Raw genomic sequence first — 23,766 nt, 5'->3', positions numbered from 1 at the left:
GAGTAGCGAGCAGGAAGATGCCGGCTGCTATCGACTCCCAACTATTCGCTACTCGCTACTCACCATTCGCTTCTTTACCACTTCTCGCCGAACAGTCGAATCGGGGCGTTACTTTCCCGAAATCATTTCCTCAACTTCACGAAGCTGCTCCTTGCCGAAGAACATTTCCTTGCCGACGAAGAACGTCGGCGAGCCGAACGCGCCGCGGTCGACCGCGTTTTGCGTATTCTCGATCAGCCTGGCCTTTACATCCGCATCCTGCGCGCGCGCCAGCAGCTTGGCGGCGTCGAGGCCCGACGAGGCCAGCGCCTTGGCAGCGACGTCGGGGTCATCCATCTTCTTTGGCTCGACCCACATATGGTGGAAGGCAGCATCGACATATTTCTCGAACACACCTTCGAGCTGCGCGGCCACCGCCGCGCGCATCAGGTTCAGCGTGTTGACCGGGAAGAACGGGTTCCAGATGTAGGGCTTGACCCCGAAGCGCTTCACGAAGCGTTCGGTTTCCAGCGCATAGAATTCGCGCTTGTTCTTGATGCCGGCGAGCGTTTCGGCAGGCGACTTGTTGTTGGTGGCCTTGAAAATGCCGCCGAGCAGGATCGGCACATACTCGAACTTCACGCCGGTGCGCTTTTCGATCGCCGGAATCGCTTCATGGCTGAGGAAGGCGTTAGGGCTGCCGAAATCGAACAGAAATTGCGGATTTGAGCCCACGGCAGTCTCCTCGGATGTTTTGGCGCATTGTGACGCAAGGTAGCCGGTCCGTCCACAGCACTATGACGATCGTAATATTCTGGAGGGCGTGGCGGGCGAAATCGGTTAGAGGGCGATTGCGCCTATGGTTCGGCGCGATCGCTGAAGGCGAGTTTGACGACGTGGTCGCGGATATCGTCGGGCCAGCCGGCGACGAGGCCGACGAAGCACCGCCGGTCATCGGCGAACAATGCCCGCGAGGCTTCCTCGAAGCCCGCAAGGTTGCCGGCCATCACGGACATGAAGCGATAGGCGGCGTCCCTTGCCGCGCGGGCACGGTCCGCATCGCCATTGTTGCGGCGCGCCTCGTCGACGAGCTTGCGCAAGGCTACCGACGCGCCGCCGGGCTGCGCTCCGAGCCATTCCCAATGGCGCGGCAACAGCGTCACCTCGCGCGCGACCACGCCGAGTTTTGGCCGACCTCGTCCGCGCGGCTCCGCCGCCGCAGGCTCATCGGCTTCGACTTGCCCAGGCGAGGCCGGTTGAGGCAGGCGGGCAATGACATCGTGTTCGGTGCCGCGAAGGTCGAGATCGATCGGCTGGCCGGTCGCGTCGCTGAATATGATGATCGGCAGCACGGCAGGCCTGCGGGACGCCTGCATCACCGCCAGCGCGACCTCGGCGAGCGGGCCTGCCGCCAGGCGTTGCGGGCCGTTGAAGGCTGTGAACAGGGGACGGGTCTTGTCAGCCATTGGAGATACTCTGGATTTTCGGCGCAATGTATTTACCCGGATAAATTTTGTTGTCAATATCACCCGGGTAAATATCTTGACTTGGCTCGCCCGTCTCGACTTTCCATCCTCTGGCTGGCACCAACGCCACGCCAACTTTGGGGGGACGCCATGCTGACGGTTCATCATCTCAACAACTCACGCTCCCAGCGTGTGCTCTGGCTCCTCGAAGAGCTTGGCGTCGCTTACGAGATCGTCCGCTATCAGCGCCAGCCGGACATGCGCGCGCCGAAGGAGCTGCGCGCCATTCACCGGCTCGGCAAATCGCCCGTCATTACCGACAACGGCAACACGATCGCCGAGTCCGGCGCGATCTGCGAATACGTCATCGGCACCTATGGCAACGGCCGCCTGATCCCGCCGCCGAACACGCCGGAGCGGCTGCGCTACACCTATTGGCTGCACTACGCGGAAGGCTCCGCGATGTCGCCGCTGCTCCTGAAGCTGTTGTTCACCTTGATGCCGAAGCGCGCGCCGGCGTTGTTGCGGCCGCTGGTGCGCAAGGTTTCCAACACGGCGCTGACCACCCTGGTCAACCCGCAGCTCAAGCAGCACATGGATTACTGGGAGAGCGAGCTCGGCAAGAGCGAATGGTTCGCCGGCAATGAATTCACCGCCGCCGATATCCAGATGAGCTTTCCGCTGGAAGCGGCTGCGGCACGCGGCGGGCTGGAGCAGGGCCATCCCAAAGCGATGGCGTTTCTCGAACGCATCCACGCGCGGCCGGCCTATGCGCGTGCGCTTGAGAAGGGCGGGCCGTACGTGGTCGGACGCTAGCCGCATCGGTCATTCCGGGGCGCGTCGATGACAATCCACTTTCGCAACTTCACATACTCCGCTTTCCTCTAGCGCGATGTCTGCGCCGCGCCGACCGAGGGCAGCGCCTGCACGGTGACGCCGGGCGGCGGCACGTCGTCGTCGGGAACGAAGAAGTCCGACATCAAGGGCACCGAACGGTCGACGCGATAACGCTCGAAATCCCTGACACCGGAGGCGTACAGCACCTTGTCGTCGATGCAGAACTGTCCGGTGAATTCCCGCGCCGGCCTGGTCAGGATCGCGTGAGCCGCATCGCCCATGATCTCGGGCGTGCGGCTGGCGCGCATCATGGCTTCGCCGCCGAGCAGGTTGCCGACCGCGGCGGTCGCGATCGTGGTGCGCGGCCACAGCGCATTGACCGCGACGCCTGCGGATTTCAGCTCACCCGACAAGCCCAGCACGCACATGCTCATGCCGAACTTCGCCATCGTATAGGCGGTCGAATGCTCGAACCATTTCGTCTTCATGTCGAGCGGCGGCGACAGCACCAGGATGTGCGGGTTTTCCGCCTTCTTCAAATGCGGAATGCAGTACTTCGACACCATGAAGGTGCCGCGGGTATTGATTCCCATCATCAGGTCGAACCGCTTCATGTCGGTTGCTTGCGAGTTGGTCAGGCTGATGGCGCTGGCGTTGTTGACGCAGATGTCGATGCCGCCGAATTCGGCGACGGTCTGCTCGATCGCCGAGATCACCTGCGCCTCGTCGCGGATGTCGCACAGCACCGGCAACGCCTTGCCGCCGGCGGCGCGAATTTCTTCCGCCGCGGTGTGGATCGTGCCCTGGAGTTTCGGATGCGGCTCGGCGGTCTTCGCCGCAATCGCGACATTGGCGCCGTCACGCGCGGCGCGAAGCGCAATCGCCAGCCCAATGCCGCGGCTGGCGCCCGAGATGAACAGCGTCTTGCCTTTGAGGGAAGTCATCTGAAAATCTCCTGCGAAAGAAAGATACCACGTAAGGGACGCACTGTTCTCTAATGCCCTACCGCCGCCGCTCCTCTTGTGCGCGGATCGGGGGCGCCGAGCAGGCCGCTGGGCGTGACGGCGATCGAATTGGCCGAGGTCTGGCCGAGCGGCTCGATCACCAGATGGCCCTTCTCCTTTAGCGCATCCAGCGTTTCTTGCGGGAAGCCGCGCTCCACGCGCACCACATCCGGCATCCATTGATGGTGCAACCGGGGCGCGGCCACGGCGGCGGCGACGTCCATCTTGTAGTCGAGCACGTTGACCACGACCTGCAGCACGGCTGAAATGATGCGGCTACCACCCGGCGAACCCGTGACCAGCACCGGCTTGCCGTCCTTCAGCACGATGGTAGGCGACATCGACGAAAGCGGCCTTTTGCCCGGGCCCGGCAAATTGGCTTCGAAGCCGACCAGGCCGAACGCGTTTGCCGCACCCGGTGCTGCGGTGAAGTCGTCGAGTTCGTTATTGAGCAGCACGCCGGTGCCATCGGCGACGAGGCCGACTCCATAAGAAAAATTCAGCGTATAGGTATTGCTGACCGCATTGCCGCCGGAGTCGACGACGGAATAATGCGTCGTATTGCTGCCCTCGCGCGGCAAGCTCACGGACAACGCATCGGCGGGCGTAGCGCGCGCAAGGTCGATGCTGGCGCGTTGCTTTGCCGCGTAGTCCTTCGCGATCAGGATATTCGCCGGCGCATTGACGAAGGCGGGATCGCCGAGATAGCGCGCCCGGTCGGCGTAAGCACGCTTCATCGCCTCGATCATGACATGCAACGAGGGCGCCGAGCCCTGCTTCATGTCGGCCATCGCAAACCCTTCGAGAATGTTCAGCGTCTCCAACAGCACCGTGCCGCCCGACGAGGGCAGCGGCATCGACACGATATCGTAGCCGCGATAATTGCCGCGCACGGGACTGCGGATCACCGCCTCGTAGGATTTGAGATCGTCCGCCGTCATGATGCCGCCGGCATCGCGGACGGCTTTTGCCAGCCGTTCGGCGACCGGCCCCTGGTAGAATCCGCGCGGCCCCTGCTCGGCAATCGCCGACAGCGTTGCCGCGAGATCGGACTGAACCAGACGGTCGCCCTCTCGCAGCGCCGTGCCGTCGTCGCGGGAGAGCGCCTTGGCCGCGTTCGGCCAGCGCGCCATCCGGCGATACATGTCCGGCAGCGTGTCGGCGGTGTCGTCGGCGATCACAAAACCGTCTCGTGCCAGCTCGATGGCGGGCTTGAGGATTTGCGCGAGCGTGAAGCGGCCGGAACCGTACTTCTCCAGCGCCAGCGCCAATCCGGCCACCGTGCCGGGCACGCCGATACCGAGCGCGGAATTGCGCGACCTGTCGGCATGGGGCTTGCCATCCGGTCCCAGAAAAATATCGCGGGTGGTCGCGGCCGGTGCGGTCTCGCGGTAGTCGATCGCGACGTCTTCGTTGCGGCTGGCCGAATGGATCACCATGAAGCCGCCGCCGCCGATATTTCCGGCGCGTGGATAGGTGACGGCAAGCGCAAAGCCGGTCGCGACCGCGGCATCAACCGCGTTGCCGCCCTGCCGGAGGATGTCGGCGCCGACTTCCGCCGCGATCCTCTCCTGGGCGACCACCATGCCGTGCTCGGCTGGAACGGCACGAATGGCGGAGAGGTCCGGCGGCGAATAAAAGCGGCGCTCCTGCGCAAAAGCGGTTGCGCCGCAGGCGAATGCCAACACGATTGCAGCAATCGCCTTGCGCCGGGTGATTTGAAAGATAGTCATCGAAAATCCGCCGCAGTTTGAGCCTGTGTGGCGCATGGGCAACAGCGCCAGCGTTGGTGACACATGCTATATGGGTTCGGTTTAGGCACGCAAAACGCTTCGCGAGATTTTTGAAGGAAATATCCGGCATGGCGGTGATCGCTTCCGAGGCAGTTGGCGCCGAGATTCCGCGGGCATATCCGCGCCGCGCCGCCGTCGTGAGCTGGATCTTCTTCGATTGGGCCGCGCAGCCTTATTTCACGCTGATCACCACCTTTGTATTCGCACCCTATTTTGCGAACTTCGTCGCGCCGGATCCGGCGCGGGGACAGGCGCTGTGGGGATTCGCCACCGCCGCCGCCGGCCTGATGATCGCACTGTTGTCGCCGGTGCTCGGCGCGATTGCCGACGCCAGCGGCCGCCGCAAGCCGTGGATCGCCGGCTTCGGGTCGCTGTTGGTGATCGGCTCCTGCCTGATGTGGTTCGGAAAGCCGGGCGACCCCAGCGTCATCCCGGCCCTGCTGTTGGCTTATGCGATTGCGAGCATCGGTGTCGAATTCGCCACCGTCTTCAACAATGCGATGATGCCGACGCTGGTGCCGCCGGACAGAATCGGGCGGTTGTCCGGCACCGGATGGGCGACCGGCTATATCGGCGGCATCCTCAGCCTCATCTTGGTGCTCGGCTTTCTGGCGGCCAGTCCCGAGACCGGGCGTACACTGTTCGGCCTGGCGCCGTTGTTCGGTCTCGATCCAGTCACGCACCAGGGCGATCGCATCACCGGTCCCTTGACCGGCATCTGGTTCATCGTTTTCGTGACGCCGATGTTCCTGTTTACACCGGATTATCCGGCCAAGCGCCCGATCCGCGAGGCGTTGCGTGAAGGATTGAGAGGACTCAAGCGGACGCTCGGCGAATTGCCGAAGCAGAAATCGGTCGCGACATTCCTGCTCGCCAACATGATCTACACCGACGGGCTGGTGTCGCTGTTTGCGTTCGGCGGAATCTACGCCGCCGGCACCTTCGGCTGGCATACGATCCAGATCGGGACGTTCGGGATTCTGCTGGCGATAGCGGGCACCTTCGGCGCGTGGCTCGGCGGCAAGCTCGACGACAGGCTCGGACCCAAGCGGGTCATCGCCGGCAGCCTCACGATCCTGCTGCTTGCGCTTGCCGCGATCTTGCTGGTCGACAAGGATTCGATCCTTTTCGTGAAGGTCGCGCCACCAGCTCCGGGCGGCGCGCTGTTCTCCGGCGCCGCCGAGCGCGCCTATCTCGTGCTCGGATGCCTGATCGGAGCGGCCGGCGGCCCGCTGCAGGCTGCGTCGCGCTCGCTGTTGATCCGTCTCGCGCCGAAGGATCGCATCGCGCAATATTTTGGATTGTTCGCGCTGACCGGCAAGGTGACGTCGTTCATCGGCCCGCTCCTGATCGGCGCGATCACCGCCGTGACCGCAAGCCAGAAGGCCGGCATGGCGCTGCTGGTGGTGTTCTTCGTCGCGGGTCTTGCGCTGGTGGCGCGTGTGCGGGAGTGAGGGCGGGCAGTGGCATGTGCTTGTGATGCCCCGTGCATCCGGTGTCATTACGGCGCCGCGTACTGTCATCCCCGCGAAGGCGGGGATCCAGGGACCCATACGCCGCGGCCTGAATTATTTCGCAGGCGGGTAGACGACTTTCGTCAACAACGCAAATGCGCGCCTTCGCTAAAGCTCGGCGCCCCTCGCTCCTACCCCGGCGAAGCCTTCGGCATAGACGGGTCGCAGGGACGACGCACATCAGTGCCGGAAATGCCTGACGCCCGTGAACACCATGGCGATGCCGTGGTCGTCGGCGGCCTTGATCACTTCCTCGTCGCGCAGCGAGCCGCCGGGCTGGATCACGGCCGTGGCGCCGGCTTCGATGCAGGCCAGCATGCCGTCGGCGAACGGGAAGAACGCGTCTGACGCGACGACCGAGCCCCTGGTCAAGGGTTCGGCGAGCTTGAGTTCGGCCGCGGCATCCTGTGCCTTGCGGGCGGCGATGCGCGCGGAGTCGACCCGACTCATCTGGCCGGCGCCGATGCCGACGGTAGCGAGATCCTTGGCATAGATGATGGTGTTCGACTTGACATGCTTGGCAACGCGGAAAGCGAATTTGAGATCGCGCAGCTCGGCATCGGTCGGCGCGCGCCTGGTCGCAACCTTGATGTCCATGTCCTCGACAACGGCATTGTCGCGGCTCTGCACCAGGAGGCCGCCGGCGACCGTCTTGGCGGTTAGCCCAACCGTGCGCGGGTCGGGCAGACCGCCCGCGAGCAGCAATCGCAAATTCTTCCTTCCGCCGATGATCGAGATCGCCTCTTCGGTGGCGTCGGGCGCGATGATCACCTCGGTGAAGATGCCGATGATGGCGCGCGCGGCCTCGGCATCGAGCGTGCGGTTGACTGCGATGATGCCGCCATAGGCTGACGTCGAGTCGCAGGCGAGCGCGCGGCGATAGGCGGTGACGAGATCAGGTCCCTCCGCAACGCCGCAGGGATTGGCGTGCTTGACGATGACGCAGGCCGCCGTGCGCGTCGGATCGAACTCGCCGACGCATTCGTAAGCAGCGTCGGTGTCGTTGATGTTGTTGTAGGACAGTTCCTTACCCTGCAACTGGCGCGCAGTGGAGACACCGGGCCGCTTGTCGGGCGTCGCATAGAACGCTGCGGTCTGGTGCGGGTTCTCGCCGTAGCGCAGCGACTGGATCAGCCGGCCGCCGAAGCCGCGGAAATCCGGCGCATCGTCCTTGAGCTCTGCGGCAAACCAGTTCGAGATCGCGGCATCGTAGGCCGCGGTGCGGGCATAGGCCTTGGCGGCGAGGCGGCGGCGCAGCGACAGCGTCGTGGCGCCGGCGTTGGCTGCGAGCTCGTCGAGCACGGCCGGATAATCCTGAGCCTCGACGACGACGGCGACATCGTCGTGGTTCTTCGCCGCCGCCCGGATCATCGCCGGCCCGCCAATGTCGATATTCTCGATGCAGTCTTCATAACCGGCGCCTTTGTCGACGGTCGCCTCGAACGGATAGAGATTGACGACAAGCAGATCGATCGGCGCGATGCCGTGCGCTTTCATAGCGTCCGCATGTTCCTTGTTGTCGCGGATCGCGAGCAGGCCGCCATGGACCTTCGGATGCAGCGTCTTGACCCGGCCGTCCATCATTTCGGGAAAGCCGGTCAGCTCCGAGACGTCCTTGACCTTCAGCCCCGCGGCCGCGATCGCCTTCGCCGTGCCGCCGGTCGAGACCAGTTCGACGCCATGCCCCGCCAGCGCCTTCGCAAATTCGATCAGCCCGATCTTGTCGGAAACGGACAACAGGGCGCGGGTCACGCGGCGCGGATGGTCGGTCATGGCTGAATTCCTGGCTGTTAAGGCCAGCCCGGTAGCATGGATTGGCCGGTCATGAAACCGGCCAGAAGACGCCAAATCCGGGTGTGGAAATCTGGCCGGGAAGGACTTAGAGCGGCAATTCCGGCTCGCGGCGCGCATTGCGGCGGGCCGCCGTTGCGCCCGCCGACGCGCTTGAGCGGACAAAACTCCAGCGGACCGAGGAGGCGTGGCGGGAATCCTGGCGGATCACGATCTGGGCGGTGCGGCGGGGGCCGTCATTGCCGGCCAGGAACACGCTGTCCTCGAGATCGACCTTGTCGTCGAGCGCCTCGAAGGTCCAGACGTCACGGTTCGGCAATACCAGCATGACGCCGCGCGCATCGCTGAGGCGGCTGGCCTTCACCGCGGGATGCAGATGAAACCGCAGGGCAAAATCGGTCTCGGCGCCCTTGATGCGTGTGCCCGGCGCCGGCGACACGGTGTCCTCGCCGTCCAGTCTTCCGCCGTCACCGGAGATCATCAGCACGCGGCGATGCACGACGCCGAAGCGTGCGAGATAGCCGTCATGCGAGGTGGTCAGGAGATCGCCGTCGGCCACCGCCTCGCGGTAGCTCTCCACATTGGCCGGGCCGCTGACGACGGGCGCGCCCTGCAATAGCTTCTTCATCGCCGACAATTCGACGAACTGGCACGAGGACGCCTCGTGATAGGTCAGGGTCGAATGTGCTGCCGTGCTGCGCGCAAAGGTGCGCCAATTGTCGCGGCCGGTCGAGGGCATTCCGCAATTGACGACGATTCGGCTCGGCCCGGACGACAATTCAAACGAGAGGCAGCCGGCGTGCGCTTCCTGGCTGACATTCGGCGGCGGCGGCGGGCCGGCATCGATGATGACGGTCGTCGTGCCGGCGTCGAGGCGCTGGAAGCCGGTGTGCGGCATGTTCGCCATCGGCACGCCATGCGTGTCGTCATAGGCGAGCAGCGTCGCCACCAGGTCCGACGGCGCGTTGCTCATGCCGTTGAACAGCGCAAAGCTTCCGTCGCCATGGCGGAAGAAGCGCAGCATCGGCATCATGCGGTCGATCGCATTCAACAGCGCCGGCGGTGGCGCGATGTTGCGGGCCGCAAAGGTCTGGCGCAGCGGCAGCAGGTCGCTGAGCAGTTCGACCAGCGCGCCGGGATTGCGCGAAATATGCCCGCCGTCGGGCAGGATCTGGCGCTGCAATTCATCGGAAAGCCGCCGCGTGGCGGAGCGGATGTGCCGCGCCTGATTGGCCAGGCACAGCGAGGCGTAGCACAGCGCGATCAGGACCTGCAGCCGCGGCACGCCGTCGGCGATGTCGAGCATCGTGTAGCGCAGATAGCGAATCTCGCGGGTCAGCCCGCGCAGATATTTGCGATAGAATTTTCCGTCGGTGTCGCCGAGCACCAGCGGCGCCTGCGACAACAGCGAGATCACGCGGCGCGCCAGCACGTCGGGGCGGCGTTCGAGTGGCCGCTTGCGCGCCGGATTCGAGATCCAGTCGTCGACCAGCGAGCGGGCGTTGGCGCGGGTCAGCGCGGTGTCGGCGGCGCGCAGATGCCTCAGCCAGCCGAAGCCGAGCAGGGCGACTTCCCAATCTTCCGACGGCGGCTCGAGATCGAAGATCGAGCGGCCATGGCAGGTCACGATCTTGCCGGCGAACACGAAGCGGCCGGCATAGATTTCGGCGGCGCGGGTGGCGTCGGCGGTGCGCAGGTCGTGCGGGGCGATGATCAGCCGGTCGGCGCGGCCGGGCCACAGCCGCGATACCGCAACCGTCGCGCCGGTCGCGCGCGCGATCACGGTCCGCGCCGAGCGGCTCATGATAAGCGTCGAGATGCGTCTGCGTTGAGCGACCGACACGCCGTGCCTTGGCTTTACGGAGGGAGGGTATTGTGGCGAATCCTTTTAATCCGGAAACGCCGGTAAGACACCATCTTGAAAATCGAAGAATCACCCGAAGGCAGGAGATTCCGGTCTAAAATCAGGTTTTTACCAGCCGCGCCGCGTAAAATCCATCCAGCCCGCCGAGCCGGGGGTCGGCATGGGGCAAATGGCAGGGCAGGGTCCGCAAATCGCCGTTTGCGGTCACGATTTCGCTGAGGGCCGCGACCTCGTCCACCGCGACCGGGACACGGCGCACGCCCGGTTCGGTGGCCAGCAGCGACGCGACCGCCTGCTCGCCTTCTTCCGGCTCCAGCGAACAGGTGCAATAGACCAGCGTTCCGCCCGGCTTGAGCAGCGCGACCGCCTTCTGCAGCAACCGCTTCTGCAACGCCGACAGCGCCGCAATGTCGGCTTCCTGACGCAGCCAGGCGACATCAGGGTGCCGGCGGATGGTGCCGGTGGAGGTGCAGGGCGCATCCACCAGCACGCCGTCGTAACCGCCATTGCCGTTGCCGGGCCACTCGACGGCGTCTGCCACCACGTCATCGGCCTGCAGCGAAAGCCGGGCCAGATTGTCGCGCAGCCGCGCCATGCGCGCCGGCGAGCGATCGACCGCGGTCACGCGAGCGCCGGCATGCGCCAGTTGTGCGGTCTTGCCGCCGGGCGCGGCGCAGAGGTCGACGATGCTCTTGCCGGCGACGTCGCCGAACAACCGCGCCGGCAGCGCGGCGGCGGCATCCTGCACCCACCACTGTCCCTCGGAGAAACCGGGCAGCATGGTCACCGAACCCTGCAGCAGCGTGCGTACGGTTCCGGTCGGCAAGGCTTCGCCATGCAGGCGGCTCGCCCATTGCGCCGCGTCTGTCTTCACGGTGATGTCGAGCGACGGCTCGTGGCCGATGGCGCGCGCCATCTCCCGCGCGGTGGCCTCGCCATAGGCGCCGATCCAGCGCGCGAGCAGCCACGGCGGAATGTCCAGCGGCTGCGATTTGACTTCCTCGATCAGCGGTTGTCCCTCGCGGGCGCAGCGGCGCAGCACGGCGTTGACGAGGCCGGCATACTTTGCGGCGCGGCGGTCCGATTGCACCAGCCGAACCGAAAGATCGACGGCGGCGTGATCGGGCACGTCCATCCAGAGAATCTGCGCGGCGCCGATCAGAAGCGCGCTCTGTGCACGGGGCGCATCCGTCGGAATGCCGCGATCGAGCAGGCGTGACAGCAAATGGCCGAGCGTGCCGAGCCGCCGCAGGATCGTCGCCACCAGCCGCCGCATCAACGCGCGGTCGCGATCGGCGAGCGCCTTCAGTCCGGGATGGGCGCCCGCACCGTCGAGCTGGTCGTCGAGGGTGCGATGCTTGTGCAGCACGCCGTCGAGAATATCAGCCGCGATCCGCCGCGCGGCGAGGCCGGGCACTTCTGAAGGTACTGCGAATCTTGAAGGGGGCATGAAGCAGGAATGTCTCGAGAGGCGGAAAGGTTTCGGCTCATGCCAAGGAAATGAAAGGCTCATTTGGCACGCGAATATGCCAAATGTAAGAATCGCCACAGACAATTTCTCGATTGTGATGTCATCTGTGCGCCCGTCCCGTGTTATGGGAGAGTTGCGATGACCGACAATTTTTTATTCCCCGCACCCGTTGCGGAAAAGAAGCTGCCGCCCGCGGCCCTGCGCGCGCTTGCGGAGGCCGAAGCGCGCCGCAAGGCCGCCGCGGCCAGCGCCACGCCGCTGCAGAAGGAATTCCAGGGTCCGAAGGGCCTGGAACCGACCCGCTACGGCGACTGGGAGCGCAAGGGAATCGCTTCGGATTTTTGAGGCCCAAGATTTTTGAGACCCGAGATAAAGGCACCGGGCCTTTGCCGGACGACCCGACTCAGCTCTTAGTCGGGAACATGCCGCCATACGAGAGAACGAATGCATACCGGACCCCGCGCCGGGGTCTCTTTCGCCGCTGGTTTTCGGCAGCGCTGCCGTGGGTGTTCGTGCTTTGCGTCGCGGCGGCGACGACGCTGCCGGTGCGGGACTGGGTACGGCGATCGTTGCCTGACTTCGCCGACAGCCAGGCGGCGCGCGATGCCGAGATGGTCTGGAAGCGCTCTGGAAGTCCTGACGTGCGCCATCCCGTCGACGTCATCCGGACCATCGATGGCGACACGTTTGAGGCGCTCGTGCATTTGTCGCCCGGCATTGAGCCGACCACGCGCATACGCCTGCGCGGCATCGACGCGCCGGAATTGAAGGCATCGTGCCCTGGGGAATTGCATATGGCAGAGGCCGCGACCGATGCCTTGCGCGCGCTGCTCGGCGAAGGCGGCGTCACGATCTTCAATATCGGACCGGATAAATATAGCGGCCGTGTCGTGGCCGAAGCCGCGACCCGGCGCACGGGGAATGTCTCGACTGCCATGCTCGCGGCTCGTCATGCGCGCAGCTATGGCGGCGGTCACCGCAACGGGTGGTGCGCGACCGCGGGTCAGACACTTCCGAAATGAGAGAGTCGCGGATCGCAGCAGCTCTTTTATTCAACCCGGTCCGAAGATCAGCGCGTCACGGTCACGGTGGTTCCGACCGACACGCGTTGGTAGAGATCGGAGATGTCGTCGTTGAGCATCCGGATGCAACCGTAGGATACGAAGCCTCCGATTGAGCCCGGCACGTTGGTGCCGTGAATGGCATACTCGCCGCCGGCCAGCGTCATCGCCGCGACGCCCATCGGGTTACGGGGCGAGCCGCCGGGAATCACGTCAGGCATGTCGGGCTTGTCGCGCTTGACTTCGCGCGGCGGCGACCAGGCCGGGTTGAGATACTTGCCGTCGATCTTTGTGGTGCCGGACCATTGCTTGCCGGCCTTGCCGACCCCGACCGGGTAGCGCATGGCGCGGCCGGACTCGAGAATGAGATAGAGACGTCGCTCGTGGGTCTTCACCACGATGGTGCCCGGCGTGTACTCGCCGCTGATTCCAACCAGTTCCGGCCGCGCTTCTGCCACCGAGGACATCAAAATGCCCGCAGCCATGGTGGCGGCCAATGCCGCCGCAAACCTCATCAACATTCCCCAGCTCCACTTTGCCAGCCCCATCAAGGGCCCTCAAATGTCCTTTCAAGCCGTGGCGTTCGAAGCCTTGGCGGCTCATCGTCTCGCCACGCATTGTTAGTCGCGTGAGTTCACCGGGAGGTTTCGACTCCGGCCCTCAAGACTGGTTTCGCTGGGCGGAACAAAGAAAATGTTTGAAATAAAGTAAATGACCTGAAAACAACACCGGGCAGCGAAACGGCCGCCGCAGCGGGCTCGTTACTGACAACCGCGTGAGCAATCGGACTGCCGGTTCTGCTGCATCGATGTGCCTGGCCCCGTCCACATGCTCGTCATGCCCGGACGAGCCCGGCCATGACGATGCGGTTACCCGCCCATGCTTTTCGGAGGCCCTACGCCGGCGCGCCCTTCTTGTTCTGCCGGTTCTTGACGAGGTCATCGACCACGGCGGGGTCGGCCAGCGTCGAAGTGTCGCCAAGGCTCGACGGCTCGTCCTCGGCGATCTTGCGCAGGATGCGGCGCATGATCTTGCCGGAGCGGGTCTTTGGCAGGCCCGGCGCGAACTGGATCTGGTCGGGGGACGCGATCGGGCCGATGTCCTTGCGCACCCAGGCGACCAGTTCCTTGCGTAACTCCTCGGTCGGTTCGGTACCGGCCATCAGCGTCACATAGGCGTAGATGCCCTGGCCCTTGATGTCGTGGGGATAGCCGACGACGGCTGCTTCCGACACCTTGGCATGCGCCACCAGCGAGCTCTCGACTTCGGCCGTGCCCATGCGGTGGCCGGAAACGTTGATGACGTCGTCGACGCGGCCGGTGATCCAGTAATAACCGTCGGCATCGCGGCGGCAGCCGTCGCCGGTGAAATACTTGCCCTTGTAGGTGGAGAAATAGGTCTGCTCGAAACGCGCGTGGTCGCCGTAGACGGTACGCATCATTCCCGGCCAGGATCGGACGAGGCAGAGATTACCGGTCGCCTCGCCTTCCAGCGCCTTGCCGTCGGCGTCGACGATTTCAGGCACCACGCCGAAGAACGGCCGCGTCGCCGAGCCGGGCTTGAGCTTGGTCGCGCCGGGCAGCGGTGTGATTAAGATGCCGCCGGTCTCGGTCTGCCACCAGGTATCGACGATCGGGCAACGTTCCTCGCCGACCACGCGGTAATACCATTCCCAGGCTTCCGGATTGATCGGCTCTCCGACGGTGCCGAGCAGCTTAAGAGATTTGCGCGAGGTCTTCTTTACCGGCTCGTCACCCGCCTGCATCAGTGCGCGGATCGCTGTCGGCGCAGTGTAGAAGATGTTGACGTTGTGCTTGTCGATGACGTTCCAGAACCTGGAATTGTCGGGGTAGTTCGGCACGCCCTCGAACATCAGCGTGGTGGCGCCGTTGGCCAGCGGCCCATAGAGAATGTAGCTGTGGCCGGTGACCCAGCCGACGTCGGCGGTGCACCAGTAGACGTCGCCGTCGTGATAGTCGAACACGTATTGATGCGTCATCGCCGCGTAGACGAGATAGCCGCCGGTGGTGTGCAGCACCCCCTTGGGCTGGCCGGTCGAGCCTGATGTGTAGAGAATAAACAGCGGGTCTTCCGCGTGCATGTGCTCGACCGGGCATTCCGTCGTCACCAGCTTGGCCACTTCGTGGTACCAGAAGTCGCGCGTCGGGTTCATGTCGACGGCCGCACCCGTGCGCTTGACCACGACGACCCAATCGACGCCGCCGGCTTTCTCGATCGCGGCATCGACATTGGCCTTCAACGGCACCTTCTTGCCGCCGCGCAATCCCTCGTCGGCGGTGATGATCACCTTGGATTGGCAATCGGTGATGCGTTGGGCGAGGCTGTCGGGCGAGAAGCCGGCGAACACCACCGAATGAATGGCGCCGATCCGCGCGCAGGCCAGCATCGCATAGGCCGCTTCCGGGATCATCGGCAGATAGATTGTGACGCGGTCTCCCTTCTTGACGTTCCGCGTGCGCAGGATGTTGGCCATCTTGCAGACTTCGTCGTGCAACTGGCGGTAGGTGATGTGCCTGGACTGCGACGGGTCGTCACCCTCCCAGATGATCGCGGTCTGATTGCCGCGCTTGTCGAGATGGCGGTCGATGCAGTTCCAGGCGGCGTTCAGGACGCCGTCCTCGAACCATTTGATCGAGATGTTGCCAGGGGCAAAGGAGACGTTTTCGACCTTGTGGAAGGGCTTGATCCAATCAATGCGCCTGGCTTGCTCGCCCCAGAAGCCATTGGGGTCCGAGACCGAGCGGGCATACATTTCGCGGTACTTGGCGTCGTCGACATAGGCGCGTTTGGCCCAATCGGCGGATACGTCGTAAATCTTCTCGGACATCTTTACCCTCCCACTCATGCGGCCGGATATTGGATGGCCACAAGTCGTCCCTGATTGTTGTAGCGATTATGCGTCGCGGGACGATGCCCGGACAAGGCGGAACGTTTGCGACCTTGGTCGGTCGGCCGGCTCCCAGCCTTGTCGCGGATCAAATTGCGGGCATTTTTCATGGCCCGGCTCAGCCCGAAATCAACGTTATCGTCGGAATGGCCGCCATGATCGGTATCTAATAACCGCCAATGACGGAATCGGGACTCGCAAAGTGGTTCGTTACCCCCTAAATGGCCACCCCGGGGCCGGACGGCTCCCCGGAACCAAGCCACAACAACGGGCATTACCGGCGAAACAGGCGGAGCAAGGCGACAAAAGACATGATGGATCAGCAGAATTTCGAGGCTACGCGGCCCGTTTCCGCCGATCCTGCCGTCGCATTGGCCGAAGCGCTCGGGCAACTGCCGAAAGAACTACCCAAGCCGTCCGCGGCAAAGCCGCACATCGTCGCCAGGACCTCCGTCGCAGAGTTGGCGCAAGAGCTCGGCCTCAAGCTCGGCGACCAGAACGGCCTGACCATCCGTCGCATCAAGCGCGGCAAGGGCTATTCATTCCATCGCGCCAACGGCACGCAGATCCGTCACGCCGGCACCATTCGCCGCCTGCATTCGATGGCGGTGCCGCCGGCCTATCGCGAAGTTCGCTATTCGGCCGATCCGAATTCGCATCTGCAGGCGGTCGGCATCGACGCGGCGGGGCGGCTGCAGTATCGCTACCATGCCGATTGGGAAAAGGTTCGCGAGCACCGCAAGGCGCATCGTCTGGCCAAGCTGGTCGCGGCGCTGCCGAAGATCCGCCGCAAGGTCTCGGCGTTCCTGTCCGGCGACGAGCCGACGCGGGAGTTTGCGCTCTCGGCCGTGATCGAATTGATCGCGCGCACCGCGATCCGTCCCGGCAACGAGTCATACGCCCGCCTCAACGGCACCCGCGGCGCCACCACGCTGTTGAAATCGAACGTCACGCTGGAAGACGATTGCCTCGTCCTCACCTTCAAGGCCAAGGGCGGCAAGGCTGTCCGCAAGGAGTGCGACGCGGCCAAGCTGGTGCGCGCCATCGGGATCCTGCGCACCGTGCCGGGCAAGCGCATGTTCCAGTACCGCGACAGGTCCGGCGTCGTGCGCGCAGCCTCGACCACGGCCGTGAACGCGTTCCTGCGCGAGATCGCCGGCATCAAGATTTCGCTGAAGGATTTTCGCACGCTGATGGCCTCCGCCGTGGTACTGGAATCGCTGTCGCGGATTTCACCGGCGGCGAGCGCCCGCGGCCGCAAGAAGCAGGTGCTGGACGCCGTGCGTGCCGCAGCCGACGAACTGTCGAACACGCCCGCGATCTGCCGCAAGAGCTACGTCCACGACACCATCGTCACTGCGTTCGAGGACGGCATCCTCGAGCGCTTTGCCGCGACGATGAAAGGCTATCGCACGCAAGCCAAGCGCGAAGCGCTATTGGCGCAGGTGGTGACGGCTGCGGCGGCGGCGTAAGTCGCGCACTCAACTGCTCGTCGTCCCGGCCAAGCGAAGCGCGAGCCGGGACGACGACATCAAAGCCCGCCCATCTTGCAGACGAACTTCCACTCTTCCGCCGTCACCGGCTGCACCGACAGCCGCGAATATTTCACCAGCGCCATGTCGGCGAGCTTTTGGTCGGCCTTGATCGCGGCCATCGTTACCGGCGTCTTCAGCGGCTTGTCGGCCTTGATGTCGACGCAGACGAATTTGCCGGTCTTGTCGGTCGGATCGGGATAGGCTTCCTTGATGACTTCCGCGATGCCGACGATCTCCTTGCCCTCGTTGGAGTGGTAGAAGAAGGCCTTGTCGCCCTTCTTCATGTTCACGAGATTTTGCCGCGCAGTGAAGTTGCGCACGCCGGTCCAGGCTTCGCCCTTGGCTCCCTTTGCGACCTGCTGGTCCCACGACCAGCTTGAGGGTTCGGATTTCACCAGCCAGTACGCCATCGTCATTCCTCCGCCTTGAACCGCCGCGTCAGCAGGCCCTCGATCGCCGCGTCGATCGTCACCTTGCCGCCGAGGATCGCCGCGACGGCATTTGATACCGGCATATCGACGTTCTGCGAAGCTGCCAGTTCGATCAGGACCGGCGCGGTAAATTCGCCTTCGGCGAGCTTGTCGCGGTTCGGCGGCTCGCCGCGCCCAAGCGCGACGCCGAATGTCAAATTGCGGGACTGCGGACTGGAGCAGCTCAGGATCAGATCGCCGAGCCCCGACAGGCCCGCCAGCGTTTCGCTGCGCGCGCCGCAGGCGCGGCCGAGGCGCGCGAGTTCGCTGAAGCCGCGCGTGGTCAGCGCGGCCAGCGCCGAGGCGCCGAGCTGTCGGCCGACCACGATGCCGGCCGCGATCGCCAGCACGTTCTTGGCCGCTCCGCCAATTTCGACGCCGCGGACATCGGTGGTGTGGTAGGGCCGGAAGGTGGACGAGCCCAGCGCCTGCACCAGATCGCTCGCCAGCTTTTCATCCCTTGCCGCAAGCGTCACGGCGGTCGGAAGGCCTCGCGCGACGTCGTCGGCGAAGTTCGGTCCCGACAGGATTGCAGGGATTGCATTCGGCATGGTCTCGGCGATGATCTCGGTCATGAACCGGTGGGTGCCGCGCTCGATGCCCTTGGCACAGGCGACGGCGGGTGTCTTCGATTCGAGGTGCGGCGCAAGTGTCATCGCGGCTTCGCGCAAATTTTGCGCGGGCGTCGCAAGCAGGACGATGTCCGCGCGCGCCGCTGCAACGATGTCGGCTGTGACGTCGATACTCGCGTCGAGGCTCACGCCGGCTAGCTTTGGATTCATTCGCGTCGTCTGCATCTGCGCGGCGCTTTCGGCGCTTCGCGCATAGAGTACGACCTTGCGGCCGGCGCGCACCGCGGCGCAGGCGAGCGCGGTGCCATAGGCGCCGGCGCCGATCACCGCGACGGAATTGAAGGACGTCATGTCAGAATCCTGCGCGGGTGTTGGCGAAGCCGGCCGGCGCGGTTGCGTTGGCGTCGAGCAGCCAGCGCGCGCGGGGCGGTGCATCCATCGTATCGGTCAGCCCGAGCGCCATCCGCTCCGCGCCGGCCCAGGCGATCATGGCGCCGTTATCCGTGCACAGCGCGGGCGGCGGAATGATCAGCGTGGTCTGCGCCTTCGAGGCGACATCCTGTAGCGCCCCGCGAATGGCGTGGTTGGCCGCGACGCCGCCAGCGGCGACCAAAGCGCGGGGCGGGCCGAATTGCTCGTGAAACAGTCTCAAGCCCACGCTCAGCCGGTCCGCGGTCGATTCCAGCACGGCGGCCTGGAAGCTGGCGCAGAGGTCGCTGACGTCCTGCGGCTCCAGCGGCGTCAAGCGGTTGGCCTCGTTACGAACTGCGGTCTTCAATCCCGACAGCGAGAAATTCGCATCCGGTCGTCCGAGCATCGGCCGCGGAAAGGCGAAACGTTTGGCATCGCCGCTACCCGCCGCGCGCTCGACCTCCGGTCCGCCCGGATAGGGCAGCGACAACATCTTTGCGACCTTGTCGAAGGCTTCCCCCATCGCGTCATCAACGGTAGTACCGAGCCGCACATATTTGCCGACGCCGACCACGGCGACGATCTGGGTGTGCCCGCCGGAGGCGAGGAACAGGCAATAGGGAAAGGCGAGCGCGCAAGTGAGCCGCGGCGTCAGCGCGTGCGCTTCGAGATGATTGACTGCAATCAGCGGCGTGTCATGCACCATCGCAATCGCCTTGGCGGTGGTGAGCCCGACGATCACCCCGCCGATCAGGCCTGGACCCGCGGCAGCCGCCACGGCCGAGAGTTGCGCAAAGCCGACATTCGCGTCTTTCATCGCCTGGCCGACGATGCCATCGAGCAGGTCGACATGGGCGCGCGCCGCGATTTCCGGCACCACGCCGCCGAAACGGGCGTGCTCGGAGGTCTGCGAGCGCACGATGTTGGACAGGATCCTGCCGCTGCTGTCACGCTGGCGCTCGACCACCGCCGCTGCGGTTTCATCGCAGGTGGTCTCGATACCCAACACCAGCATCGGCTTGTCGTTGTCCAATTTGAATCCTTGCGCTATCGCCAAAAACAACGCTTCCGTAACCGGGTAGCATTACGAGGTCGCAACGTGCAATCGCCTGGGCATGCCGAAATCGGTTTGGCGGAGATCTGAAATATGGCCGTTCTCGTGACGCGACCAAGTCCGGATGATGAGACGACGGCGAAGGCCCTCCGCACGCGGGGTTTCGACGTGCTGCGCGCGCCGATGCTGCGGTTCGAGCCGGTGCCGTTCCAGGATGACGCGGACGCGACCTGTGGCGCCGTCATCGTCACCAGCGCCAACGCACTGCGCGCCATCGCGCCGCATCTTGTCAAGAGCCGGCTCCTGAAGCTGCCGCTGTTCGCGGTCGGAGAAACTACCGCGGCCGTGGCGCGGGAAACCGGGTTCGGCGAGGTAATCGTCTCGAAGGGCGACGCCGGCGCGTTGCGCGATCTGGTGCTCGCGAGCGCGAAGTCGAAGCAACTGAAGAAAGCGAGCCCGATCCTGTACCTTGCCGGCGCCGATCTCGCGCGCGACCTTGCCGGCGAACTCGGCGAAAAGGGTTTTACCGTGGTGACGCGTACGACGTATCGGATGGTACCCGTACCCAGCCTGCCGCGGGATGTCTGTGACGCTTTCGTGGCGCAGGAGGTCGAGGCCGTGCTGCATTACTCACGGCGCAGCGCGCGTGCGTTTCTGGAGGCGGCGCGCTCCGGCGGCGTCGAAATCTCGGCACTGGCGCTGCCGCAATGCTGCATTTCGGCCGGCGTCGCCGCGGTGCTGCGGGACGCCGGGGCGACCCAGGTCACGGTAGCGGCTTCTCCGGACGAAAACGGCCTGTTCGAGGCGCTGGATCGGGCGTTGCAGGTCCGATCGGGTTCTAATCTTTAAGTCTGATCATGGTCTTATCGGAAAACCGGTGCCGCCACGGCCGGATCATGCTCTAAGACGGTTCGATTCTGCTAAGTTCCGGCACCTAACCATTCAAGGGAACCGCTGTGATGGTCGATGACAGGCCCGAAGACACTGGATCGCTGCCCGATTCGGGCCGGCCGAAGCGTGAGCCGCCGACCATCGATCTCGATGCCAGCGAAGTATCGAGCGAGACCAGGAGTTCTAGCGAGGCGCCGTCCGACCCCTCGACTGAACCGGCGCCCGAGATCGCCCAAGCGCCGGTTGAGGAGTCTCCCGTTGAGGAGTCACGGGTTGCGGAGCCACTGTCCCGGCCTGTCTCACCCTGGATTGTCGCACCGGTTTCCGGCGCGGTCGCGGCGGCGCTGGTTATCGGCGTCGGCTGGCTGCTGGGCTGGCCCGCGGTTCAGCCCGCCTCGGTGTCGCAGACCGCGCAGCTCAACGCCGCCGTCATTGACGGTTTGACCGCGCGTGTCGCCGGCCTCGAATCGAGGATCGGCAAGCCCGTGGCCGATCCCACCGCGGCTGCGCGCACCGACGCCCTGGAAAAATCCGTCGCGACGCTGCGCGGCGAGCTCGCCACGGTGCGCGCGCAAGGCGAGAAGCTGGCATCCGCACTCGACGAGGTGAAGTCGGCGCCGCGTGGCGACGGCACCGTGTCGCCCGATCTCGCCGCTTTCGCCGATCGCATCGCCAAGATCGAGAGCCAGATGCGGGCGCAGAGCGCCGAGATCGCGCAACAAGGTAGCAAGATCGCCGACGCGACGGCCGACGCCAAGCCCGCGGATGATATGCCGCTGCGCCGCGTGGTGTCGGCAGCGCTGCTCGATGTGCTGGTTCGGATCGGCGATCCCTATCCGACGGCGCTCGCCGCAGCCAAGGCGCTGGCGCCCAATTCCGAGGCGCTGAAGCCGCTCGATCAATTTGCCGAGAAGGGCGTGCCCAACGCCGGCAAGCTGAGCACGGAACTGTTGGCGTTGGTGCCAAAACTGTTGCCGGCCCAACAGAGCGCCGCCACCACCGGCACCGGCATCGTCGACCGTCTGCAGGCGGGCGCCGCCAAACTGGTCAAGATCGAACGCACCGATACCGCCGGCACCGATCGCGGCGCCGTGGTGGCGCGGATCACGGCGGCTACGCTGCGCAATGATTTCAACGAGGCGCGGCGGGAACTGAAGACGCTGGAGCCGGCCGATCGCGCCGCGGCGCAAGAGTGGCTTGAGCGGGCCGATGCGCGCGACGACGCGCTGGCCGCATCCCGTCAATTTGCGACTGAGGCCATGGCTGTGCTCGCCAAACCGGCGCAGTAAGGATTTCAATGATCCGTATCATTCTGTTTCTGCTGTTGATCGCGCTCGGCGCCGCGGGCGCGGCCTGGATTGCCGAGCAGACCGGCGATGTCGTGCTGTCGTGGGGCGGCTATCGCGTGCAGACCACGCTGCCGGTGTTCGTGCTGGCGCTCGGCATCGTCATCGTTGCGGCGATGATAGCGTGGGCGATCCTGCGCGGCCTGTGGCGCACGCCGGAGCGTATCCGCCGCAACCGGCGCGAACGGCGTCACGCCCGCGGCCGGCAGGCGATCACGCAAGGTCTGCTGGCGATCGGCCATGGCGATTCCACGGCTGCCCGCATCCACGCGGACGCGGCGCGAAAGCATGCGGCGCACGATCCACTGGCGTTGCTGCTGCACGCGCAATCGGCGCAGCTCGACGGCGACCGCGAGGGCGCGCAGCGCGCCTTCCGCGCCATGGCCGAGCGTGAAGACACGCGGCTGTTGGGCCTGCGCGGCCTCTTCATCGAGGCGCAGCGCGCCGACGATCCCGTCGCCGCCGTCATGCTCGCCGAGGAAGCGCTGAAACTGTCGCCGTCGTCGTCATGGGCATCGCACGCCGTGCTCGGGTTCTGCTGCGCCAAGGGCGACTGGGCCGGCGCGCTGAAAATCCTCGACAACAATCAATCGGCCGGGCTGATCGACAAGGCGACCTATCGCCGGCAGCGCGGCGTGCTCCTCACTGCACGCGCGCTCGAGCTTGAAAAGGTCGATCGCGACCTGGCGCGCGAGAGCGTGATGGAAGCGGTCAAGCTGGCGCCGACGCTGGTGCCCGCCGCGGTGCTGGCGAGCAAGTTCGAGAGCGAAGCGCACCAGGTACGACGCTCGATGCGCCTCGTCGAGACGGCGTGGCTGGCGCAGCCGCATCCTGATCTGGCCGATGCCTACGCGCATGTGAAGCTCGGGGATTCCGCACGCCAACGGCTGGTGCGGGTCGAGACGCTTGCCGCGAAAGCGCCCGGCCATATCGAGGGCGCGCTGGCCATTGCGCGCGCCGCGATCGACGCCTCCGAATTTGCCAAGGCGCGCGAGGCGCTGGCGCCCTTCATCGCTCAGCCGACGCAGCGCGTCGCGCTGCTGATGGCAGAGCTCGAGCGCACCGAGCATGGCGATAGTGGCCGCGCGCGCGCGTGGACCTTGCGCGCGGTGCGCGCGCTGCACGATCCGGCCTGGACCGCGGATGGCTATGTCAGCGACCGCTGGCGGCCGGTGTCTCCGGTCACCGGGCGGCTCGATGCGTTCCAGTGGCAGACGCCGGTCGCAGCGCTGCCCTCCGACAAGGGGGCCGCAATCGAATCCTCGCCATTCGAGGAAGCCATGCTGGCGACGCCGCGCCGCGCCGTGGTGATTGCGCCGCCTGAGGCCGTGGACGAGCAGCCCGCCGAGCCCTCAGCCCCCACCACACCGGCGCCGCCCGCCGCGCAGGACAATGTGCCGCCTTCGGCTGTGGTGACTGAAGAGGCCCCCGCCGAGGCGACCCGTTCCGAGGCGGCCCCTGTTCCGACGCCGGAGCCAGCCCCGCCCAAGCCGTCCGAACCGGCGCCGAGCCAGCCGGCTCCCCTGTTCCGTTCGCGGAAGGACATTCCGAGGGCCGTTCCGGCCCCGATTCCGGCCGTGATCCCGCTGGTTCGGGCCCCGGACGACCCCGGTATCGACGTGGACGGCCCAGCGGACGAATTCGCGGAACAAATCGCCCCGCCCAAGGCGCAAGCCGGCGGCTGGCGGGGATTTTTGTCACGCTGGGGCGGAAGCTAGCGTTTCGGGGCCCTAGCGTTTTTCTTGCCAATCGGAGCTCTGCCCGATATCAGGTGCGGGCGTTCGCGGCCAACGCCCGGA

Annotated in this window: 20 protein-coding genes; 8 read left to right on the top strand and 12 right to left on the bottom strand. The window is 65.3% G+C overall.

Going from position 1 to position 23,766, the window contains the following annotated elements; translation table 11 throughout:
- Positions 1 to 108: 108 nt before the first annotated feature.
- Both LMTR13_RS38380 and LMTR13_RS38375 read right to left on the bottom strand, forming a co-directional pair.
- Positions 109 to 714 carry a 2-hydroxychromene-2-carboxylate isomerase gene (locus tag LMTR13_RS38380; protein ID WP_065732266.1) on the bottom strand — a complete coding sequence of 202 codons (606 nt, stop codon included), beginning with the start codon at positions 712 to 714 and terminating at the stop codon, positions 109 to 111.
- A gap of 122 nt (positions 715 to 836) precedes the next feature.
- Entirely contained in the window at positions 837 to 1,445 is a 609-nt protein-coding gene (locus LMTR13_RS38375) for a DUF2239 family protein (protein ID WP_065732265.1), read from the bottom strand.
- A 150-nt stretch (positions 1,446 to 1,595) separates the two neighbouring features.
- On the opposite strand from LMTR13_RS38375, the gene LMTR13_RS38370 reads away from it, so the two are divergent.
- Positions 1,596 to 2,261, top strand: a complete 666-nt coding sequence (locus tag LMTR13_RS38370) for a glutathione S-transferase family protein (protein WP_065732264.1) — start codon at positions 1,596 to 1,598, stop codon at positions 2,259 to 2,261.
- Positions 2,262 to 2,329: 68 nt separating this feature from the next.
- Here LMTR13_RS38370 and LMTR13_RS38365 read toward each other — a convergent pair whose 3' ends face one another.
- Positions 2,330 to 3,226 carry an SDR family oxidoreductase gene (locus LMTR13_RS38365; protein WP_065732263.1) on the bottom strand — a complete coding sequence of 299 codons (897 nt, stop codon included), beginning with the start codon at positions 3,224 to 3,226 and terminating at the stop codon, positions 2,330 to 2,332.
- A gap of 50 nt (positions 3,227 to 3,276) precedes the next feature.
- Positions 3,277 to 5,019 carry a gamma-glutamyltransferase gene (gene ggt, locus LMTR13_RS38360; protein ID WP_065732262.1) on the bottom strand — a complete coding sequence of 581 codons (1,743 nt, stop codon included), beginning with the start codon at positions 5,017 to 5,019 and terminating at the stop codon, positions 3,277 to 3,279.
- Positions 5,020 to 5,147: 128 nt separating this feature from the next.
- Between ggt and LMTR13_RS38355 the strand changes: the two genes are divergently transcribed.
- Entirely contained in the window at positions 5,148 to 6,533 is a 1,386-nt protein-coding gene (locus tag LMTR13_RS38355; RefSeq protein WP_065732261.1) for an MFS transporter, read from the top strand.
- 240 nt (positions 6,534 to 6,773) lie between these two features.
- On the opposite strand, the gene purH is transcribed toward LMTR13_RS38355, so the two are convergent.
- The 3 genes from purH to LMTR13_RS38340 form a co-directional block, all read right to left on the bottom strand.
- Complete coding sequence (gene purH / locus LMTR13_RS38350) at positions 6,774 to 8,366, bottom strand: bifunctional phosphoribosylaminoimidazolecarboxamide formyltransferase/IMP cyclohydrolase (protein WP_065732260.1); 1,593 nt, start codon at positions 8,364 to 8,366, stop codon at positions 6,774 to 6,776.
- Between the two features lie 106 nt (positions 8,367 to 8,472).
- Entirely contained in the window at positions 8,473 to 10,188 is a 1,716-nt protein-coding gene (locus LMTR13_RS38345) for a heparinase II/III family protein (RefSeq protein ID WP_065732259.1), read from the bottom strand.
- 160 nt (positions 10,189 to 10,348) lie between these two features.
- Entirely contained in the window at positions 10,349 to 11,698 is a 1,350-nt protein-coding gene (locus LMTR13_RS38340; protein WP_065732258.1) for an RsmB/NOP family class I SAM-dependent RNA methyltransferase, read from the bottom strand.
- A gap of 159 nt (positions 11,699 to 11,857) precedes the next feature.
- Here LMTR13_RS38340 and LMTR13_RS38335 point away from each other — a divergent pair, with 159 nt between their 5' ends.
- Both LMTR13_RS38335 and LMTR13_RS38330 read left to right on the top strand, forming a co-directional pair.
- Positions 11,858 to 12,064 carry a DUF1674 domain-containing protein gene (locus LMTR13_RS38335; RefSeq protein ID WP_065732257.1) on the top strand — a complete coding sequence of 69 codons (207 nt, stop codon included), beginning with the start codon at positions 11,858 to 11,860 and terminating at the stop codon, positions 12,062 to 12,064.
- 77 nt (positions 12,065 to 12,141) lie between these two features.
- Positions 12,142 to 12,741, top strand: a complete 600-nt coding sequence (locus tag LMTR13_RS38330) for a thermonuclease family protein (RefSeq protein WP_236843251.1) — start codon at positions 12,142 to 12,144, stop codon at positions 12,739 to 12,741.
- Positions 12,742 to 12,788: 47 nt separating this feature from the next.
- On the opposite strand, the gene LMTR13_RS38325 is transcribed toward LMTR13_RS38330, so the two are convergent.
- The gene (locus LMTR13_RS38325; RefSeq protein WP_065733325.1) at positions 12,789 to 13,301 is read right to left on the bottom strand and encodes a L,D-transpeptidase; all 513 of its coding nucleotides are present in this window, start codon (positions 13,299 to 13,301) and stop codon (positions 12,789 to 12,791) included.
- A 374-nt stretch (positions 13,302 to 13,675) separates the two neighbouring features.
- The gene (gene acs, locus LMTR13_RS38320) at positions 13,676 to 15,628 is read right to left on the bottom strand and encodes an acetate--CoA ligase (protein ID WP_065732256.1); all 1,953 of its coding nucleotides are present in this window, start codon (positions 15,626 to 15,628) and stop codon (positions 13,676 to 13,678) included.
- Positions 15,629 to 15,999: 371 nt separating this feature from the next.
- On the opposite strand from acs, the gene LMTR13_RS38315 reads away from it, so the two are divergent.
- Positions 16,000 to 17,160 (top strand): DNA topoisomerase IB, encoded by a 1,161-nt coding sequence (locus LMTR13_RS38315; protein ID WP_065732255.1) that lies wholly within the window; start codon positions 16,000 to 16,002, stop codon positions 17,158 to 17,160.
- Positions 17,161 to 17,219: 59 nt separating this feature from the next.
- Here the strand turns inward: LMTR13_RS38315 and LMTR13_RS38310 are convergent, their stop codons facing one another.
- Genes LMTR13_RS38310 through tsaD form a run of 3 tightly spaced genes read right to left on the bottom strand, consistent with a single transcriptional unit; the run spans position 17,220 to position 19,691 of the window.
- On the bottom strand, positions 17,220 to 17,633 hold the full coding sequence (locus LMTR13_RS38310) for an EVE domain-containing protein (protein ID WP_065733324.1): 414 nt from the start codon (positions 17,631 to 17,633) through the stop codon (positions 17,220 to 17,222).
- A 2-nt stretch (positions 17,634 to 17,635) separates the two neighbouring features.
- Positions 17,636 to 18,616 (bottom strand): NAD(P)H-dependent glycerol-3-phosphate dehydrogenase, encoded by a 981-nt coding sequence (locus LMTR13_RS38305; RefSeq protein ID WP_065732254.1) that lies wholly within the window; start codon positions 18,614 to 18,616, stop codon positions 17,636 to 17,638.
- A 1-nt stretch (position 18,617) separates the two neighbouring features.
- The gene (gene tsaD, locus LMTR13_RS38300) at positions 18,618 to 19,691 is read right to left on the bottom strand and encodes a tRNA (adenosine(37)-N6)-threonylcarbamoyltransferase complex transferase subunit TsaD (RefSeq protein ID WP_065733323.1); all 1,074 of its coding nucleotides are present in this window, start codon (positions 19,689 to 19,691) and stop codon (positions 18,618 to 18,620) included.
- A 132-nt stretch (positions 19,692 to 19,823) separates the two neighbouring features.
- On the opposite strand from tsaD, the gene LMTR13_RS38295 reads away from it, so the two are divergent.
- The 3 genes from LMTR13_RS38295 (at position 19,824) to LMTR13_RS38285 (ending at position 23,685) form a co-directional block, all read left to right on the top strand.
- On the top strand, positions 19,824 to 20,579 hold the full coding sequence (locus tag LMTR13_RS38295; protein WP_065732253.1) for a uroporphyrinogen-III synthase: 756 nt from the start codon (positions 19,824 to 19,826) through the stop codon (positions 20,577 to 20,579).
- Positions 20,580 to 20,689: 110 nt separating this feature from the next.
- Entirely contained in the window at positions 20,690 to 21,910 is a 1,221-nt protein-coding gene (locus LMTR13_RS38290) for a COG4223 family protein (protein ID WP_065732252.1), read from the top strand.
- An 8-nt stretch (positions 21,911 to 21,918) separates the two neighbouring features.
- Positions 21,919 to 23,685 carry a heme biosynthesis HemY N-terminal domain-containing protein gene (locus tag LMTR13_RS38285; RefSeq protein ID WP_065732251.1) on the top strand — a complete coding sequence of 589 codons (1,767 nt, stop codon included), beginning with the start codon at positions 21,919 to 21,921 and terminating at the stop codon, positions 23,683 to 23,685.
- Positions 23,686 to 23,766 lie beyond the last annotated feature (81 nt).

The organism is Bradyrhizobium icense (assembly GCF_001693385.1).
GTDB classification, from domain to species: Bacteria; Pseudomonadota; Alphaproteobacteria; order Rhizobiales; family Xanthobacteraceae; genus Bradyrhizobium; species Bradyrhizobium icense.
This window is presented reverse-complemented; position numbering and strand designations above follow the sequence as displayed.

Bases quoted from the DNA above. Each gene is read 5' to 3' on its own strand.
- LMTR13_RS38305 (WP_065732254.1), bottom strand. From the start codon at position 18,616: ATGACGTCCTTCAATTCCGTCGCGGTGATCGGCGCCGGCGCCTATGGC.
- LMTR13_RS38375 (WP_065732265.1), bottom strand. From the start codon at position 1,445: ATGGCTGACAAGACCCGTCCCCTGTTCACAGCCTTCAACGGCCCGCAA.
- LMTR13_RS38290 (WP_065732252.1), top strand. From the start codon at position 20,690: ATGGTCGATGACAGGCCCGAAGACACTGGATCGCTGCCCGATTCGGGC.
- LMTR13_RS38325 (WP_065733325.1), bottom strand. From the start codon at position 13,301: ATGTTGATGAGGTTTGCGGCGGCATTGGCCGCCACCATGGCTGCGGGC.
- LMTR13_RS38365 (WP_065732263.1), bottom strand. From the start codon at position 3,226: ATGACTTCCCTCAAAGGCAAGACGCTGTTCATCTCGGGCGCCAGCCGC.
- LMTR13_RS38285 (WP_065732251.1), top strand. From the start codon at position 21,919: ATGATCCGTATCATTCTGTTTCTGCTGTTGATCGCGCTCGGCGCCGCG.
- LMTR13_RS38295 (WP_065732253.1), top strand. From the start codon at position 19,824: ATGGCCGTTCTCGTGACGCGACCAAGTCCGGATGATGAGACGACGGCG.
- LMTR13_RS38335 (WP_065732257.1), top strand. From the start codon at position 11,858: ATGACCGACAATTTTTTATTCCCCGCACCCGTTGCGGAAAAGAAGCTG.
- LMTR13_RS38370 (WP_065732264.1), top strand. From the start codon at position 1,596: ATGCTGACGGTTCATCATCTCAACAACTCACGCTCCCAGCGTGTGCTC.
- LMTR13_RS38330 (WP_236843251.1), top strand. From the start codon at position 12,142: ATGCCGCCATACGAGAGAACGAATGCATACCGGACCCCGCGCCGGGGT.
- tsaD (WP_065733323.1), bottom strand. From the start codon at position 19,691: ATGCTGGTGTTGGGTATCGAGACCACCTGCGATGAAACCGCAGCGGCG.
- acs (WP_065732256.1), bottom strand. From the start codon at position 15,628: ATGTCCGAGAAGATTTACGACGTATCCGCCGATTGGGCCAAACGCGCC.
- ggt (WP_065732262.1), bottom strand. From the start codon at position 5,019: ATGACTATCTTTCAAATCACCCGGCGCAAGGCGATTGCTGCAATCGTG.
- LMTR13_RS38310 (WP_065733324.1), bottom strand. From the start codon at position 17,633: ATGGCGTACTGGCTGGTGAAATCCGAACCCTCAAGCTGGTCGTGGGAC.
- LMTR13_RS38315 (WP_065732255.1), top strand. From the start codon at position 16,000: ATGATGGATCAGCAGAATTTCGAGGCTACGCGGCCCGTTTCCGCCGAT.
- LMTR13_RS38340 (WP_065732258.1), bottom strand. From the start codon at position 11,698: ATGCCCCCTTCAAGATTCGCAGTACCTTCAGAAGTGCCCGGCCTCGCC.
- LMTR13_RS38355 (WP_065732261.1), top strand. From the start codon at position 5,148: ATGGCGGTGATCGCTTCCGAGGCAGTTGGCGCCGAGATTCCGCGGGCA.
- LMTR13_RS38345 (WP_065732259.1), bottom strand. From the start codon at position 10,188: ATGAGCCGCTCGGCGCGGACCGTGATCGCGCGCGCGACCGGCGCGACG.
- purH (WP_065732260.1), bottom strand. From the start codon at position 8,366: ATGACCGACCATCCGCGCCGCGTGACCCGCGCCCTGTTGTCCGTTTCC.